The organism is Microbacterium lacticum (assembly GCF_006716815.1).
Classification (GTDB): Bacteria; Actinomycetota; Actinomycetes; order Actinomycetales; family Microbacteriaceae; genus Microbacterium; species Microbacterium lacticum.
Genome location: NZ_VFPS01000003.1, coordinates 231128 through 244847, shown reverse-complemented (window position 1 = coordinate 244847; position 13720 = coordinate 231128). Strand labels below are relative to the sequence as shown.

The window sequence follows — 13720 nt, the reverse complement described above, 5'->3', positions numbered from 1 at the left end:
GCGCCGCACGCTCACCCGATCCCGGATGCTCGCCGGCGCGGTGATACTCACGGACGCGTCGATCGCCGGACTGCCGTTGCTGATCCCGTTGACGCCGGAGCCGGTGTTCGCCGTCGAGGCGACCCGCACCCCGGTGCGCGCCCAGTCGTTCACCACCCCCGACACCGTCACCGGGACGGTGATGGTGCGCGGGGACTACACGGTGGCGGTGACCCCCCCGTCGGGACCGAGTCGTACGCGCACACCGCGGACACGTTCACCAACGACCCGGCATCGGCGGTGCAGTGGCCGTTCACCGTGGGAGTGCCGATCAGCAGCACGTTCGGGTACCGCACCCCGCCATGCCCGTCCTGCTCAAATTTCCATGCCGGACTGGACATGACCCCCGGGATCGGCACCCCGATCCAGGCGATCGCCGACGGGGTGGTCACCACCGCCACTGGGCTGTGTCAAGCTTCGTAGACGATCTCTTTGTGGATTTCAGGCCGCGGTTGCGGTCTGGGCGTAGTAGGCGGCCCGGGTCTCGGCGGGGGTGCGGTAGCCGAGGGTGGAGTGCAGCCGGCGGCGGTTGTAGAACACCTCTATGTACTGCATCACGGCGAATCTCGCTCGCCGCCGGGTCGCGAAGGACTGCCGGTAGTACATCTCGTTCTTGAGCATCGAGAACCACGATTCGGCGACCGAGTTGTCCCAGCACACCCCGGTCCTTCCCACCGACAACCGCACCCCGAAACGGCCCGCGAGCTTGGCGTACTCGTCAGAGGTGTACTGGCTTCCGCGGTCCGAGTGGAACAGAGCGCCCGACTCGATGCGCCCGTGGGTATGGGCCATCGTGAGGGCGTCGCCGATCAGCTCGGTGCGCATGTGCTCAGCCATCGACCAGCCCACGACCTCACGGTTGAACAGGTCGATCACCGTCGCCAGATACAGCCACCCTTCCCCGGTGCGCAGGTAGGTGATGTCGCCGACGAAGCGGACCCCGGGCCGGTCGGCGGTGAAGTCCCGCTTGAGCAGATCGGGGCGGGTCACCACGTCGTCGGCGGGGATCGTGGTGCGCTTCTTGGAGCGGGGCTGGATCCCGAAGATCCCCGCCTCCCGCATGATCTTGCGGACCAGACCCTCCGACGCGGCGATCCCGCGGCGAGACAATTCGGCGAGCACCCGCCGGAACCCGTTCACCCCGTGCGAGTCGTCGTGGATCTGCGTGATCACACCAGACAGCCACACCCTCCGCGCCGTGGTCGGCGGGATCGTGTCCCGCCGCTTCGCCCACGCGTAGTAGCCGGCGCGTGAGACGCTGAGCAGGCGCGCCATCAGCTCGATCGTGAAGGTGGCCTTCTCCGCGTGCATCAGCGTGAACTTCTCGCTCACCGCTGCTCCTTCGCGAAGAAGGCCGCGGCTTTTTTCAAGAACGCGTTCTCCTCCGCGAGCCGCCGGTTCTCCGCTTCCAACCGTGCGATCCGCGCGGCCTCCACCGGTGGCGGCGCCGTCTCCGGGTCGGGGTGCTGGGCCCGATACGCCTTCACCCAGTACCCGAGCGAGCTCTCGTTGATCTCCAACTCCCGCGCGACCTGCGCGATCGGGCGGCCGCCCTGCACGACGAGCTGGACCGCGTCGGCCTTGAACTCCTCAGTGAACTTCCTGCGATTCGTAGACATCTCTGCCTGTCGTTCCTTCCTGGTAACGACCGTCTACAAGAAGTGTCACACCCCAGACGGAGCAGGGCGGCGCGTACGGGGTGTACGTGGTGATCCGGCACGAGATCGACGGGCAGGTCGTGGAAAGCGCGTACGCGCACATGCGGGAAGGGTCCCTCGCCCTGACCCCGGGACAGACCGTGCGGGTGGGGCAACTGGTCGGCCGGGTCGGGGACAGTGGACGCAGCTTCGGCGCACACCTGCACTTCGAGATCCGCACCGGAGGCGAAGCGGTGGACCCGCTGGCGTGGCTCCCGGCGAGGGTGAGGCCCTGATGGACGCACTCCTCATTGTGGCTCCGGCGCTGATCCCGAGCCCGGGGATCAGCTTCGTGCAGGTCGGGCCGTTCCAGATCCGGTTCTACGCGCTGGCGATCCTGGCCGGGATCGTGCTGGCGGTGCTGATCACCGGCCGTCGGTTGCGGCCGGTCGGGCACCCGGCCGGGGTCGTGGTGGATGTGGCGATGTGGGCGGTGCCGTTCGGGATCCTCGGCGCCCGGATCTACCATGTGCTCACCCATCCGGGCGACTACTTCTTCCCTGGCGCGGACCTGTGGCGGGTGCTCTACATCTGGGAGGGCGGGATCGCGATCTTCGGTGCGATGGGAATGCTGAGCCTTTGGTTGACTCGTTTCCTTATCCCGCCAGGCAGGCGGGGTGTTTCATGATGGTCTCGAACTCGATGGGCGTCAACTTCCCGAGTCTTCGTTGACGGCGGCATCGGTGGTAGCGTGCCTCGATCCAGTACACGATCGCGAGGCGAAGCTCGTCACGGGTGGTCCACTGCTGCTGGTTGAGGACGTTCTTCTGCAGCAGACTGAACCAGTTCTCCATGGCCGCGTTGTCCGCGCACGCGCCGACTCTGCCCATCGATCCGCGCAGCCCGAAGTGTCGAAGGGCACGCCGGAATCTACGGCTTCGAAATTGACTGCCTCTATCGGAATGCACCGTCACCCCGGCTGGCTTACCGCGCCGGTGGAACGCGTCGGTGAGCGCGTCAACGGCCAGTCGGGCCTTCATCCGGTCGCTGATCGAGTAGCCCACGATCCGGTTGCTGAACACGTCCTTGACCGCGCACAAGTACACCTTGCCCTCACCGGTTCGGTGTTCGGTGATGTCGGTGAGCCACAACTCGTTGGGCCGGTCGGCGGTGAAGTCACGTCTGACATGGTCGTCATGCACGGCAGGACCCGGCCGGCGATGCTTCCGAGAGCCCTTGCGGCGGTGCGCGGCCGAGAACATGCCCTCCTGCGAGCACACCCGCCACACGCGACGCTCAGACACCTGCCAGCCGTCGTCGACGAGTTCGTCGGAGATGAGCCGGTACCCCTGACAACGGTCCTCATCCCACACGTCCCGGGCAGCGTTGATCAGATGCGCCTCGTCCCAGTCGCGATCGCTGACCGGATTGGCCAGCCACTGGTAGTACGCCTGCTTGGAGAAGCCGAGGACCCTGCACGCCACCGCGACCGACACCCTCACGGGGGCGCCGGCCGCAGCCAGTTCACGGACGAGCGGGAACACTATTTTGGGGACGCAGCACCGATCCGAAGGTTCGCTTGCGAAAGATACGCCGCGGCCTTCCGGAGGATCTCGTTCTCCATCTCCAACTCGCGGATCCGCTTGAGCATCTTCGCCTGCTCACGCTGCCCGTCCCGATCGCTCGACGCCGCCGGCGCGATCCCGCGGCCGGCCAGCTCGACGTTACGCACCCACGCCTGCAACGCCGACTTCGAGATCCCCATATCCGCGCAGACCTGCTTCTGCGACATTCCCTGCGTGAGCACCAGAGCGACCGCGTCGCGCTTGAACTCCTCCGAAAACTTCACCGGCCTGACTTCATCCTTCCCGCCCCGATCCTTCAAATCAAAGCAGTCCCAGAGTCAACCAAAGCTTCAGCATTCCCACCCTCGCCCCGGACTCGGTGATCCTCGCCACCGGGTACGACCCCGGCGACGACTGGCTCCCCGCCGAGGCGACCGCAGCCCGGTCCCGCCCGGCGATGACCGGGCTGCCGGGCTTGTTCGTCGCCGGGATCCCCGCCCACAGCCGCCCCGGAGCGGACACCCTCGCCGGGGTGTCCCGGGACGCCGCCGTGATCGCCCGCACCATCGCGGACCGGCCATGACCGCCACCCCGACGACCCTCCAGGACCCGCACGGGCACCCCCAACCCACCCCGCCGAACCGCCGTGCCCGGGCGGTGATGCCGTTGGCGGTGGCGTTGCCGGTCGCGGCGGCCGCGGCGGTGCTGATGGATCTCGCCTACCCGGAGGTGGGGTTCTGGCCGGCCGCGTTCGCCGCGACCGGGCTGCTGCTTCTCGCCCTGATCGGCCGGAGCGTGTGGGGGGCGGTGGCGGTCGGGGCGGCGTTCGGGTTGCTGTTCTTCGGGCTGCTGGTGTCCTGGACGACCCGGTATCTCGGGCCGGTGCCGTGGGCGGCACTGACCGTGGTGGAAGGGACCCTGACCGCGGTCGAGATCATCCCGCTGGCACTCGCGTACCGGTGGGTGCCGCGCGCCGTCCCCGGCCCGGTCGGACGCCTGCTGCTGCTGCCGGGCCTGGTGGCCGCGTTGTGGACGGGCCGGGAGGTGCTGCTGGGCGCCTGGCCGTACGGGGGGCTGCCGTGGGCGCGGCTCGGGATCACCCAAGCCGACAGCCCCCTCGTTCAGACGGTGTCCTGGGTCGGGGTGAGCGGGCTCACCTTCCTGATGGTTTTCACCGTCGCCGCCGCGATCGAAGCCATCCGGACCGGCTTGTGGCGTCGCCCGCTGCCCGCTGCCGTACCCGCCGTGACCGCCCTGGTGTTGGTCCTCGTCCCGGCGTTTCCCACCACACCGGCCGGGACGATGCGGGTCGGGGCGGTGCAAGGCAACGGCCCGTCCGGGTACTTCGACCAGCGCACCGTGGGGGCGATCGCCCGGGCGCAGGGAGACGCGACCGGCCCGGTGCTCGACGCGGATGTGGATCTGGTGGTGTGGCCGGAAGGGCTGGATGCTGACCCGTTCCAGACCCCGTGGCTGGCGGAGTACCTCAGCGGCATCAGCACCCGGGCAGGGGCCCCGCTGCTGGCGAACGCGGCCACCACGTCGGGTGGCAACATCTACAACACGTCGTTCCTGTGGGACCCGGCCACCACCGGTGCCACGCCGCGGCGGGAGCAGACGCAGACGCACGCGAAACGCCACCCGGTGCCGTTCGGCGAGTACGTGCCCGACCGGGCGTTCTACACCCTGCTCGCTCCCGACCTGGTCGGGCTGCTGCAACGCGACTACGCGCACGGCACCGACCTGCCCGTGGTCACCGTCGGCAGCGTGCCGGTGGGGTTGGCGATCTGCTTCGACGTGATCTACGACGAAGTCATCGCCGAGAGCGTCACCGCCGGCGCGGAGCTGCTGGTGTTCCAGACCAACAATGCCGACTTCCGCGGCACGGACGAGAACCTGCAGCAGCTCGCGGTCGCCAGAATCCGCGCGGCGGAGACCGGCCGCACCGTGGTGAACGTCTCCACCGTCGGCACCAGCCAGATCATCCGCCCCGACGGCAGCACCCTCACCGGTCTGCCCGCCGGACAGGCCGGGGCGATGATCGCCGACACCGACCTGCGCGCCGGGCTCACCCCCGCCGTCCTCATCGGGCAAGGCGTTTCCACTGTCACCCTGTGGGGTGGGCTGGGTGGTCTCGCCCTCACCGGTGCGATCGCCCGGCGGCGACGCCCCCCTGCCGTGGCCTGACCATGCATGCCCGCCAGACAACCCGGGGCTATCCGACGGGCGGGAGGACGAGGCGGCGGATCTCCGCAGCGATCAGGTCCGATTCTGTGGCGGGGATGTAGTGGCCGGAGCGGGCAGCGACCACGTGCCGGCCCTGCCGGGACTGTGCGGCCCGATACCGCCCGGCGGCGGTCGCGGCATCCCGGACCCGTCGCGGCATCCCGTCCGCGAGACTGCCGGAGATGACGGTGACCGGGACATCGGGCAGCACCGGCGGGTCGCCGCGCCAGGCGTGCAGCTCGGTGAGGAACGTGCGCGCCTGCCGACCCTGGGTGACCACCACCGCGGGCCGGAACGCCTCCCGGTGAAGATCCGCCCGCACATCCTCGGGCATCCCCTCCCCGAGGAACCGGAAGAACCGCTCCAGCAACCCCACCCGTGCCAGCACCCACTCCACGGCGATCACGATCTTCTCCCCGACCCGGAACGGCACACCGAACTGCTGGGTCGCTGCCTCGTCGGTCGGATCCACCAGCACCATCGGCCCGCCCGCGGAATGCCCCACCTGCACGAACCCGCTGCTCGGCTCGAGGCCGTCCAGCAGATCGTTCAGGTCGTCGGCCATCCGGTCCAGGGTGCGCCCTGCACTATCCGGGACGGACCGACCCAGCCCCGCCCGGTCATACACCACGGCCCGCGTGAACGCGGCGACCCGGGTCTGCACCGACGCCCAGGTGGAGCGGGTCGCCGCCGATCCCGCCTCGAACACCACCGTCGGCACCCCGGGGGCCCGGCGGGACCCGGCAGCACCATCGCATAAGGGGCGCGCCCGTCACGGGTGCGCACCCACACCGGCTCCCCCTGCGTGTGCACACGCTCCCCGCCATGACCCGCCCACCGGTCCGTGCCCTGGCGGGAGGCGCCGGTCGCGGCGCGGTGGGCCTTCTCCCGCAGGGCCAGCAGGGCGAGGGTGTCGTCCTTGATCTGGGTGCGGCCGAGGATGCCCCAGTGCGCGCTCAGGTGGTCTTCGAGGTAGCGCAGCACCCGGGCGAACGGGACGGTGTGCCACGGCGCCCCCGCCCCGGGCGGGGAGGTGGGGTTGCCGAACACGACCGTGCGGATCGTGCGCGCTTCCGGCGCCACCGTCCGTCCCGTTTCCAGCAGTTCGGCGACCAGCCGGGCGGCATCGGTCGGGGCGCAGCACCCGAACCGGGTGAACGCGGCTTCCAGCACGGCCGGGTCCCGCATCGCCGGGTTGGGGTGCGGGCGGCCTTCCTTGACCTCGCCGACGATCATGTCCGCTCCGCCCCCGGCACCCAGGGCCGGGTCCAGCGGTGCGTCGACGGTCCCGGACGCTCCCGGTGCGCGGTGCAGCCGTACGGCGAGGATGTCCAGGTCGGTGATGGTGCGGGGACCGCCGGGACCGGTGGCGTCCAGCACGGGTATTCGGCGACGGTGAAGTAGCCGTTGACCCGCAGGTACGCCTGCACCAGCCCGACCGCCGTGTCCACCCTCTATCTCCGACCGGGTTATCTGGCCGGTCAGGCGGCGTGCGCGTAGCGGGCCGGGTCGGCGTCGAACAGCGGCCCGCACTCGGCGCAGCAGAACCAGTACCGGCTGCCCTGGTAGTCGCGGAACAGGCCGCGCTGCTCGGCCCAGGCCGGGTCGACCTGGTTGCCGGGCATCACCGGACAGGTCACCAGGTTCGTCGCCCCCGCCGGCGGCTCGTGATGGTGATGCTCGTGCGCACCATGCTCGTGCGCACCATGCTCGTGTCCTCCATGGTCGTGCCCGTGCGTGTGGTCGTGCCCGGAGTGGTCGTGGTCGTGGTCGTGGTCGTGGTCGTGGTCGTGGGACATGGTGTGTCTCCTTCTCGAGCGATGGTTAGGCCTGGACGGGCGCGGGCTCTCGGGTGGCGGGGGCGCCGGCACGGGTTGGGGTGGGCAGGGGGCGAAAGCGGCGCAGGCGGAGGCTGTTGGTGACGACGAACACGCTGCTGAACGCCATTGCCGCGGCGGCGAGGATGGGGTTGAGCAGGGCGAGCATCGCGACCGGGATCGCGGCGACGTTGTACGCGAACGCCCAGAACAGGTTCCCCTTGATCGTGCCCAGGGTGCGGCGGGCCAGCCGGATCGCGTCCGGGACCAGCATCAGGTCGCCGGAGACGATGGTCAGGTCCGCGGCGGTGATGGCCGCGTCGGTGCCGGTGCCCATCGCGATCCCGAGGTCGGCGGCGGCGAGGGCTGCGGCGTCGTTGACGCCGTCGCCGACCATCGCGACCACCCGGCCCGCGGCCTGCAGGTCGCGGATGGTGTCGAGCTTGCCCTGCGGGGTGACCCCGGCGCGGACGTCCTCGATCCCGGCCTGGTTGGCGATCGCGCGGGCGGCGCCGGGGTTGTCGCCGGTGAGCAGGATCGGGGTCAACCCGAGCTCCCGGAGCCGTGCGACCGCCTCACGGCTGGTGGGTTTGATGGTGTCGGCGACGCTGATCGCCCCGCGCACCTGCCCGTCCCACGCCACCACCGTCACCGTCGCCCCCGCCGCCTCGTCCGCCGCGATGGTCGCGGCGAGGCCTGAGGGGATGGGGAGGGACCACTGGGTGGTGATCCAGGAGGCGCGGCCCGCGGCGACCATCCGGCCGTCGACGATGCCCTGCACGCCTTGACCGGCCTCGGCGGCGAATGACTCCACGGCATCCGTCGGGCCGTCGGCTGCGGCGGTGATGGCGCGGCCGATGGGGTGCTCGGAGCCGTGCTCGAGCGCCGCGGCGAACCGGATCAGCTCCGCCTCATCGGTGCCGGGAGCGGGGTGGATGCCGGTGACGGTCATGGTGCCGGCGGTGATGGTGCCGGTCTTGTCGAGCACGACGGTGTCGATGCGGCGGGTCTGCTCGAGCACCTGGGGTCCGCGGATGAGGATGCCCAGCTGGGCGCCGCGGCCGGTGCCGACCAGCAGAGCGGTCGGCGTCGCCAGCCCCAGCGCGCACGGGCAGGCGATGATCAGGGTGGTCACCGCGGCGGTGAAGGCGACCTCCAAGGGCGCCCCCGCGATCAGCCACCCGGCGAACGCGGCCAGGGCGAGGACAATGACGATGGGGACGAAGACGGCCGACACCCGGTCGGCGAGGCGCTGCACCTGGGCCTTGCCGGTCTGCGCCTCCTCGACCAGCCGCGCCATCCGGGCCAGCTCGGTGTCGGCGCCGACGCGGGTGATCTGCACGAGCAGGCGCCCGCCGGTGTTCACAGTCGCGCCGACCACGCGGGAGCCGGGGGCGACTTCGACCGGCACGGACTCGCCGGTCAGCATCGACTCGTCCACCGCGGACATTCCCTCGGTGACGAGGCCGTCGGCGGGGATCTTCTCACCCGGCCGCACCACCACGACATCACCCGGAACGAGCTGTGCGACGGGGACGCGCTGCTCAGTGCCTTCGCGGAGGATCACTGCGTCCTTGGCGCCGAGCTCCAGCAGGGCGCGCAGGGCCTCGCCGGACTGCCGCTTGGCACGAACCTCGAGGTAGCGGCCGAGGAGGATGAACACGGTCACCAGCGCGGCGACCTCCAGGTACACCTCGTGGCCACCGGCCTGCGGGGTGCCGACGAAGGTGACGCTCATCCGCATTCCCGGCATCCCCGCACCGCCGAAGAACAGCGCGTACAGCGACCAGCCGAACGCGGCCAGCACCCCGACGCTGATCAGAGTGTCCATCGTCGCCGCCCCGTGCCGGGCATTGATCGCCGCGGCGCGGTGGAACGGCCACGCCCCCCACACCACCACCGGCGCGGCCAGGGTGAGCGTGAGCCACTGCCAGTAGGTGAACTGCAGGGCGGGGATCATCGACAGCACCGCGACCGGCACCGCCAGCACCGCCGAGACGATCAGCCGCTGCCGCAGCGACGCCAGCTCATCGTCCCGCGGGATGGTCTGCTCAGCCGTGTCGGGCACAGGCGGGGCTGGGAGGCTCGCTCCGTACCCGGCCTGCTCGACCGCCGCGATCAGCTCCTCCACCGGCACCGGGGCCTCCGAGTGCACGCGGGCCTTCTCGGTGGCGAAGTTGACCGTCGCCGCCACCCCGGGCAGCTTGTTCAGCTTCCGCTCGACCCGCGTCGCGCACGACGCGCAGGTCATCCCGGTGATGTCGAGATCGACGTCCAGCGTGCTCATGAGGCTGCGGCGAGGCTGTACCCGGCCTCCTCCACCGCCGCCCGCACCCGCTCCGCATCCACCGGCGTCGCGCTGGACACCGTCACCGTGGACACGCCACCGGCGTGCAGATCGACCGCGACGTCGGAGACACCGTCGATCGCGGAGACCTCCTCGGTGACGCTACGCACGCAGTGCGCGCAGGTCATCCCCTCCACCAGGAACTGCGCCGACACGGTCTCGCCCGCCGCCGTCTGCTGCGCCGGTGCGCCGGTGTCGGTGGCTGCCGTGGCGTGGGAGGTGGGGCTGCAACAGGCGCAGCCACCGCCGGTGCTGGTCGCCTGCAGGCCGAGGTCCTGGAATCCCTGTCCGGTCATGATGTGCTCCCTTCAAGAGCCTTGTGTGAATGTGAGTAGAGGGTGTCTTAGGAGCGCACGAGGCGGGCGATGGCGGCGTTGGCCTCACGGAGCTTCTCCTCCGCAACCGGGCCGCCTTCCGCGGTCGCCTGCGCGACGCAATGCGCGAGGTGGTCTTCCAGCAGCGCCAGCGCGACGGACTCCAGCGCCTTCGTCGCCGCCGACACCTGGGTCAGCACGTCGATGCAGTAGACGTCCTCGTCGATCATCCGCGCGATCCCGCGGACCTGCCCCTCCGCGCGGCTCAGCCGCGCCAGCAGCGTCGGCTTGTTGTCCACATACCCGTGTGCCATCTCGTACCTCCTCACCCCAATCTAGCATACCCACTAGGGGTATGGGGTGTAGGGTGGGGGCATGACCGGCGTTCGGCACCCTCACCCCGCTCACGGGTCCGGCTGGCATGTGCTGACCGGGGGTCCGAGCTCGGGGAAGACCACGACGGTGAACCTGTTGCACGCCCGGGGGTATGCGACGACGATCGAGCATGCCCGCCACTACATCGACCTGCAACGGATCAGCGGGCGCAGCATCCGGCAGATCCGGGACCGGCAGGCGCAGTTCCAGCGCGCGGTCGTGGCGATGCAGATCCAGCAGGAGCGTGACCTGGACCCGGCGCAGACGGTGTTCCTGGACCGGGCCCTGCCGGACTCGCTGGCCTACTACCGGTTCCTCGGCATCGACCCCGACCCCGCGCTGCGGGACGCGGTCGCCCAGGCGCGGTACGCGACCGTGTTCCTGCTGGACCTGCTGCCGTTGGCTCCCGATTACGCGCGCACCGAGGACGCGGCTGCGCAGCAGCGCCTCCACGAGCTGATCGGGCAGGTGTATCGGGAGCTGCCGTTCCCCGTGGTCACCGTCCCCGCACTGCCACCGGACGAGCGTGTCCAGTTCATCCTCGACCGGACCCGCTGACCGGGAAGAACGGGGGATGTGATGGGTGAGGGTCGTCGCGGCCGGTACCGGCAGATCGGTGCGGTGTTACGCCGGCACGGGCTGGGCGTCGCCGCCGGAATGATCGGTCTAGGTGTGATGTCCAGGCAGGTTGTTGAGTCTGCTGATGGGTGCGGCTCCGACTGCGGAGTGGTGCCTGTGATGATTGTAGGTGTGTAGCCAGGCGGGTAGCGCGGCTCGGCGTTCGGATTCTGATCCGTAGAAGCGTGCGTAGGCCCAGCCGTCGGCGAGGGTGCGGTGGAACCGCTCGATCTTGCCATTGGTCTGTGGACGATAGGGGCGGGTGCGCTTGTGTCGGACGCCGAGCAGGGTGCAGGCATCTCGCCATGCGTAGGAGCGATAGGCCGACCCGTTGTCGGATAAGACGCGCTCGACTGTGACGCCGCGATCTGCGAACCAGGCGGCAGCGCGTTCAAGGACACCGATCGCCGTGACGGCTTTCTCGTCGGCGCAGATCTCGGCGTAGGCAACGCGGGAGTAGTCATCGATAACGGTATGGACGAATGCGGTGCCGATGTTCGGGTGACCTTTGCTGGTTCTTCCCGTGCGGAGAGCCGTCGTCGCCTTGTGTTTGTCTCCTTGCTGCTTGCCGACGAACCGCCAGCCACCACCATCGGGGATGCTGCCGAATTTGGTCACGTCGACGTGAATCATCGATCCGGGATGGGGATGCTCGTATCGGCGGATGGGTTCGCCGGTAACCCGATCGATATGACTGAGTCTGTTGATCCGCGCGCGCACCAGTACCGCATGAACAGTCGAGGTCGGGAGGCCGAGCTCCGCGGCGATCTGCGCCGGGCCGAGCCGGCGTCGCCACCGTGCCTTCACGATCCGTTTGACCAGCTCGGGAGGGGTCTTGGTCGGCATCGATCGCGGCCGGCTGGATCTGTCGAGCATCCCTGCTGCCCCCTCGACGCGGAACCTGACGGCCCACTTCCGCGCCGTAGGCGGCGAGGTCATGAACATCTTCGCCGCGACAGTGGCGGACCAATGCTCTTCGACAATGAGCTTGGCCAGCCGCAAACGAGCGCGCGGGGTCAGAGCAGCGTTAGCGTGGGACATGAAGGCCTCCTGTGTTGCGTGAGCGGTTTCTAAACAGCTCCACTCTCGCAACCGGAGGCCTTCACCCCTCAGAAATCACGAGCGATTCACGCAACAACGTCCCTGGACATCACAACTAGCCAGTCGGAATCCGCCACCGCCGGGAGGGACAGGTCTGCCGCTGGACCTCGAAGGTCACGCTGCCAAGGTCCTCTCCCGACGGTGAGGATGAACCAGCGGGACGATCCCGCCACTACCCATCTTGACGAGTGAGCGTTGCCAGACCGCGCCGGGCAGGTTCGCCGCGATCGCCTCCACGAGACCGGCGTGAGCGTCGGAGGTGACGAGGCGCACCCCGCCCAGACCGCGAGCGACGAGGTCGGCGAAGAACGAGTTCCAGGCAGCACCGGTCTCCGACGTCGCGACCCGCAGGCCGAGCACTTCCCGGCGCCCGTCGGCGTTCACCCCTGTGGCGACCAGTACCACGGCGTTGATCACGCGGCCGCCTTCACGGACTTTCATGGTCAGCGCATCGGCGGCGACGAACGTGAACGGGCCCGCATCGCCGAGGGGCCGGTGGCGGAACTGGTCGACGTGTTCGTCGAGGTCCGCGGCCATCCGGGAGACCTGCGACTTCGACAGCGAGTGGATCCCGAGAGTCTTCACCAGCTTGTCCATCCGCCGCGTCGAGACACCGGCGAGGTAGCAGTCCGCGACGACCGTGATCAGCGCAGTCTCGGCGCGCTTGCGGCGCTCGAGGAGCCATTCCGGGAAGTAGGTGCCCTGCCGGAGCTTCGGGATCGCGACGTCGATCGTGCCGACGCGGGTGTCGAGGTCGCGGTGGCGGTAGCCGTTGCGCTGCGCGGCACGGTCCGGTGAGGGCTTGCCCCACTCGGCGCCGACCACAGCGTCAGCATCGGCGGACAGGAGCGCGTTGATCATCGTCTGCAGCAGGCTGCGCATCAGATCCGGAGACGCGTCCGCGAGGGCTTCGCCAAGCAGGCCAGCAGGGTCGACAATATGAGGTGCGGTCATCGTGATGATGCCTTTCGAGTGGGATGTGAGAGTTTCCTCGAAGGATCACACGGTGACCGCGCCCACGTCCAAGACGGGGCCGGCAGCCACCGCGCGCTACACCACGTTAAGGGGCACTACTCCTGATCAATCACGTTTCCGCAGACAGTTCCACTTCGACTACCTGAATAACACATCGACATCCCTACAGACGAGCTGACGGCTCCCCGGATCGGGCGCACCGTTGATCCCGACACGGTGTGGTCTCCGACGAAAATCCCCGGGACCAAACTCGATACGCCGCTACCTGTCCAGAGCGCAGTATCCCCGTAAGGCATCCCTGCGGGATACAGGCCTCCCTGGAACTGCCCGATCGGCCAGCAGGTCGTCGGCCGCGGCCACGCCTACGGTGACCGCCGACTGCCCGTCGCCGCGATCGTCGGCGTCGCCGGATCGGCGGTCGCCGCGGTGCTGGCCTTCCTCCAGCACGCCTGGGCGAGCGGCGTGGCGGCGACGCTCGCGCTGGTGCTGCTGCTCGCGTGGCTGGGCATCTTCGCGCGCATCTCGGCGCCGATCAACAAAAGGCTCAGCGCCGCCGCCTACGCCGGCGACGTGCCGCGGGATGCCCGCGCGCTGCAGGAGCGCTGGGATTCGGTGATCGTGCTGCGCGCGGTCATCCAGGGTCTCGCACTCACCCTGCTGTGCGTGAGCCTCGCGCTTCGGTGAGGCGGGGCGGGCGGCTGTGCGG

Annotated in this window: 14 protein-coding genes and 2 pseudogenes; 6 read left to right on the top strand and 10 right to left on the bottom strand. The window is 69.6% G+C overall.

Going from position 1 to position 13720, the window contains the following annotated elements; translation table 11 throughout:
• Positions 1–480: 480 nt before the first annotated feature.
• Positions 481–1658, bottom strand: a protein-coding gene (locus tag FHX68_RS09905) for an IS3 family transposase (protein ID WP_141920053.1) whose coding sequence is annotated in 2 segments (ribosomal slippage) — positions 481–1400 and positions 1400–1658 — 1179 coding nt in all. Because the reading frame shifts where the segments join, the coding sequence is not laid out codon by codon here.
• A gap of 71 nt (positions 1659–1729) precedes the next feature.
• On the opposite strand from FHX68_RS09905, the pseudogene FHX68_RS09900 reads away from it, so the two are divergent.
• Both FHX68_RS09900 and FHX68_RS09895 read left to right on the top strand, forming a co-directional pair.
• Positions 1730–1972: pseudogene (locus FHX68_RS09900) on the top strand (M23 family metallopeptidase); the annotation flags it as partial.
• On the top strand, positions 1972–2364 hold the full coding sequence (locus FHX68_RS09895; RefSeq protein WP_244926851.1) for a prolipoprotein diacylglyceryl transferase family protein: 393 nt from the start codon (positions 1972–1974) through the stop codon (positions 2362–2364). The pseudogene FHX68_RS09900 and the gene FHX68_RS09895, both read left to right, overlap by 1 nt.
• On the opposite strand, the gene FHX68_RS09890 is transcribed toward FHX68_RS09895, so the two are convergent.
• Positions 2333–3561 (bottom strand): IS3 family transposase gene (locus FHX68_RS09890; RefSeq protein WP_425325863.1). Its coding sequence is split into 2 segments (ribosomal slippage): positions 2333–3259 and positions 3262–3561, totalling 1227 coding nucleotides; the frame shifts between segments, so codons are not numbered across the junction. The two genes, FHX68_RS09895 and FHX68_RS09890, sit on opposite strands and share 32 nt — an antisense overlap.
• A gap of 59 nt (positions 3562–3620) precedes the next feature.
• Between FHX68_RS09890 and FHX68_RS09885 the strand changes: the two genes are divergently transcribed.
• Positions 3621–3824 (top strand): hypothetical protein, encoded by a 204-nt coding sequence (locus FHX68_RS09885; RefSeq protein ID WP_188757045.1) that lies wholly within the window; start codon positions 3621–3623, stop codon positions 3822–3824.
• Positions 3821–5428 carry an apolipoprotein N-acyltransferase gene (lnt, locus tag FHX68_RS09880; protein WP_141381491.1) on the top strand — a complete coding sequence of 536 codons (1608 nt, stop codon included), beginning with the start codon at positions 3821–3823 and terminating at the stop codon, positions 5426–5428. Before FHX68_RS09885 ends, lnt begins: the two co-directional genes overlap by 4 nt.
• A gap of 28 nt (positions 5429–5456) precedes the next feature.
• Here the strand turns inward: lnt and FHX68_RS09875 are convergent, their stop codons facing one another.
• The 6 genes from FHX68_RS09875 to FHX68_RS09855 form a co-directional block, all read right to left on the bottom strand.
• Positions 5457–6032: an alpha/beta hydrolase gene (locus FHX68_RS09875; protein WP_342353565.1), complete on the bottom strand. Its 576-nt coding sequence runs from the start codon at positions 6030–6032 to the stop codon at positions 5457–5459.
• Positions 6017–6847: a hypothetical protein gene (locus FHX68_RS15920; protein ID WP_229661649.1), complete on the bottom strand. Its 831-nt coding sequence runs from the start codon at positions 6845–6847 to the stop codon at positions 6017–6019. Before FHX68_RS15920 ends, FHX68_RS09875 begins: the two co-directional genes overlap by 16 nt.
• A 101-nt stretch (positions 6848–6948) precedes the next feature.
• A complete protein-coding gene (locus FHX68_RS09870) occupies positions 6949–7266 on the bottom strand; it encodes a YHS domain-containing protein (RefSeq protein WP_141381490.1) in 318 nt (105 codons plus the stop codon).
• A gap of 25 nt (positions 7267–7291) precedes the next feature.
• Entirely contained in the window at positions 7292–9571 is a 2280-nt protein-coding gene (locus tag FHX68_RS09865) for a heavy metal translocating P-type ATPase (RefSeq protein WP_141381489.1), read from the bottom strand.
• On the bottom strand, positions 9568–9927 hold the full coding sequence (locus tag FHX68_RS09860; protein WP_051498747.1) for a heavy-metal-associated domain-containing protein: 360 nt from the start codon (positions 9925–9927) through the stop codon (positions 9568–9570). Before FHX68_RS09860 ends, FHX68_RS09865 begins: the two co-directional genes overlap by 4 nt.
• 47 nt (positions 9928–9974) lie before the next feature.
• The gene (locus FHX68_RS09855; RefSeq protein ID WP_141381488.1) at positions 9975–10259 is read right to left on the bottom strand and encodes a metal-sensitive transcriptional regulator; all 285 of its coding nucleotides are present in this window, start codon (positions 10257–10259) and stop codon (positions 9975–9977) included.
• A 61-nt stretch (positions 10260–10320) separates the two neighbouring features.
• Between FHX68_RS09855 and FHX68_RS09850 the strand changes: the two genes are divergently transcribed.
• Positions 10321–10878 (top strand): AAA family ATPase, encoded by a 558-nt coding sequence (locus FHX68_RS09850; protein WP_141381487.1) that lies wholly within the window; start codon positions 10321–10323, stop codon positions 10876–10878.
• A 108-nt stretch (positions 10879–10986) separates the two neighbouring features.
• Here the strand turns inward: FHX68_RS09850 and FHX68_RS09840 are convergent, their stop codons facing one another.
• Both FHX68_RS09840 and FHX68_RS09835 read right to left on the bottom strand, forming a co-directional pair.
• The gene (locus FHX68_RS09840; protein WP_141920186.1) at positions 10987–11979 is read right to left on the bottom strand and encodes an IS481 family transposase; all 993 of its coding nucleotides are present in this window, start codon (positions 11977–11979) and stop codon (positions 10987–10989) included.
• A 252-nt stretch (positions 11980–12231) separates the two neighbouring features.
• Positions 12232–12993 (bottom strand): annotated as a pseudogene (locus FHX68_RS09835) (IS256 family transposase); the annotation flags it as partial.
• 447 nt (positions 12994–13440) lie between these two features.
• Between FHX68_RS09835 and FHX68_RS09830 the strand changes: the two are divergent.
• Positions 13441–13698, top strand: a complete 258-nt coding sequence (locus FHX68_RS09830) for a hypothetical protein (RefSeq protein WP_196324869.1) — start codon at positions 13441–13443, stop codon at positions 13696–13698.
• Positions 13699–13720 lie beyond the last annotated feature (22 nt).

Coding starts and splice junctions, on each gene's coding strand:
- FHX68_RS09895 (WP_244926851.1), top strand. CDS start 1,972: ATGGACGCACTCCTCATTGTGGCTCCGGCGCTGATCCCGAGCCCGGGG.
- lnt (WP_141381491.1), top strand. CDS start 3,821: ATGACCGCCACCCCGACGACCCTCCAGGACCCGCACGGGCACCCCCAA.
- FHX68_RS09875 (WP_342353565.1), bottom strand. CDS start 6,032: ATGGCCGACGACCTGAACGATCTGCTGGACGGCCTCGAGCCGAGCAGC.
- FHX68_RS09870 (WP_141381490.1), bottom strand. CDS start 7,266: ATGTCCCACGACCACGACCACGACCACGACCACGACCACGACCACTCC.
- FHX68_RS09865 (WP_141381489.1), bottom strand. CDS start 9,571: ATGAGCACGCTGGACGTCGATCTCGACATCACCGGGATGACCTGCGCG.
- FHX68_RS09860 (WP_051498747.1), bottom strand. CDS start 9,927: ATGACCGGACAGGGATTCCAGGACCTCGGCCTGCAGGCGACCAGCACC.
- FHX68_RS09855 (WP_141381488.1), bottom strand. CDS start 10,259: ATGGCACACGGGTATGTGGACAACAAGCCGACGCTGCTGGCGCGGCTG.
- FHX68_RS09850 (WP_141381487.1), top strand. CDS start 10,321: ATGACCGGCGTTCGGCACCCTCACCCCGCTCACGGGTCCGGCTGGCAT.
- FHX68_RS09840 (WP_141920186.1), bottom strand. CDS start 11,979: ATGTCCCACGCTAACGCTGCTCTGACCCCGCGCGCTCGTTTGCGGCTG.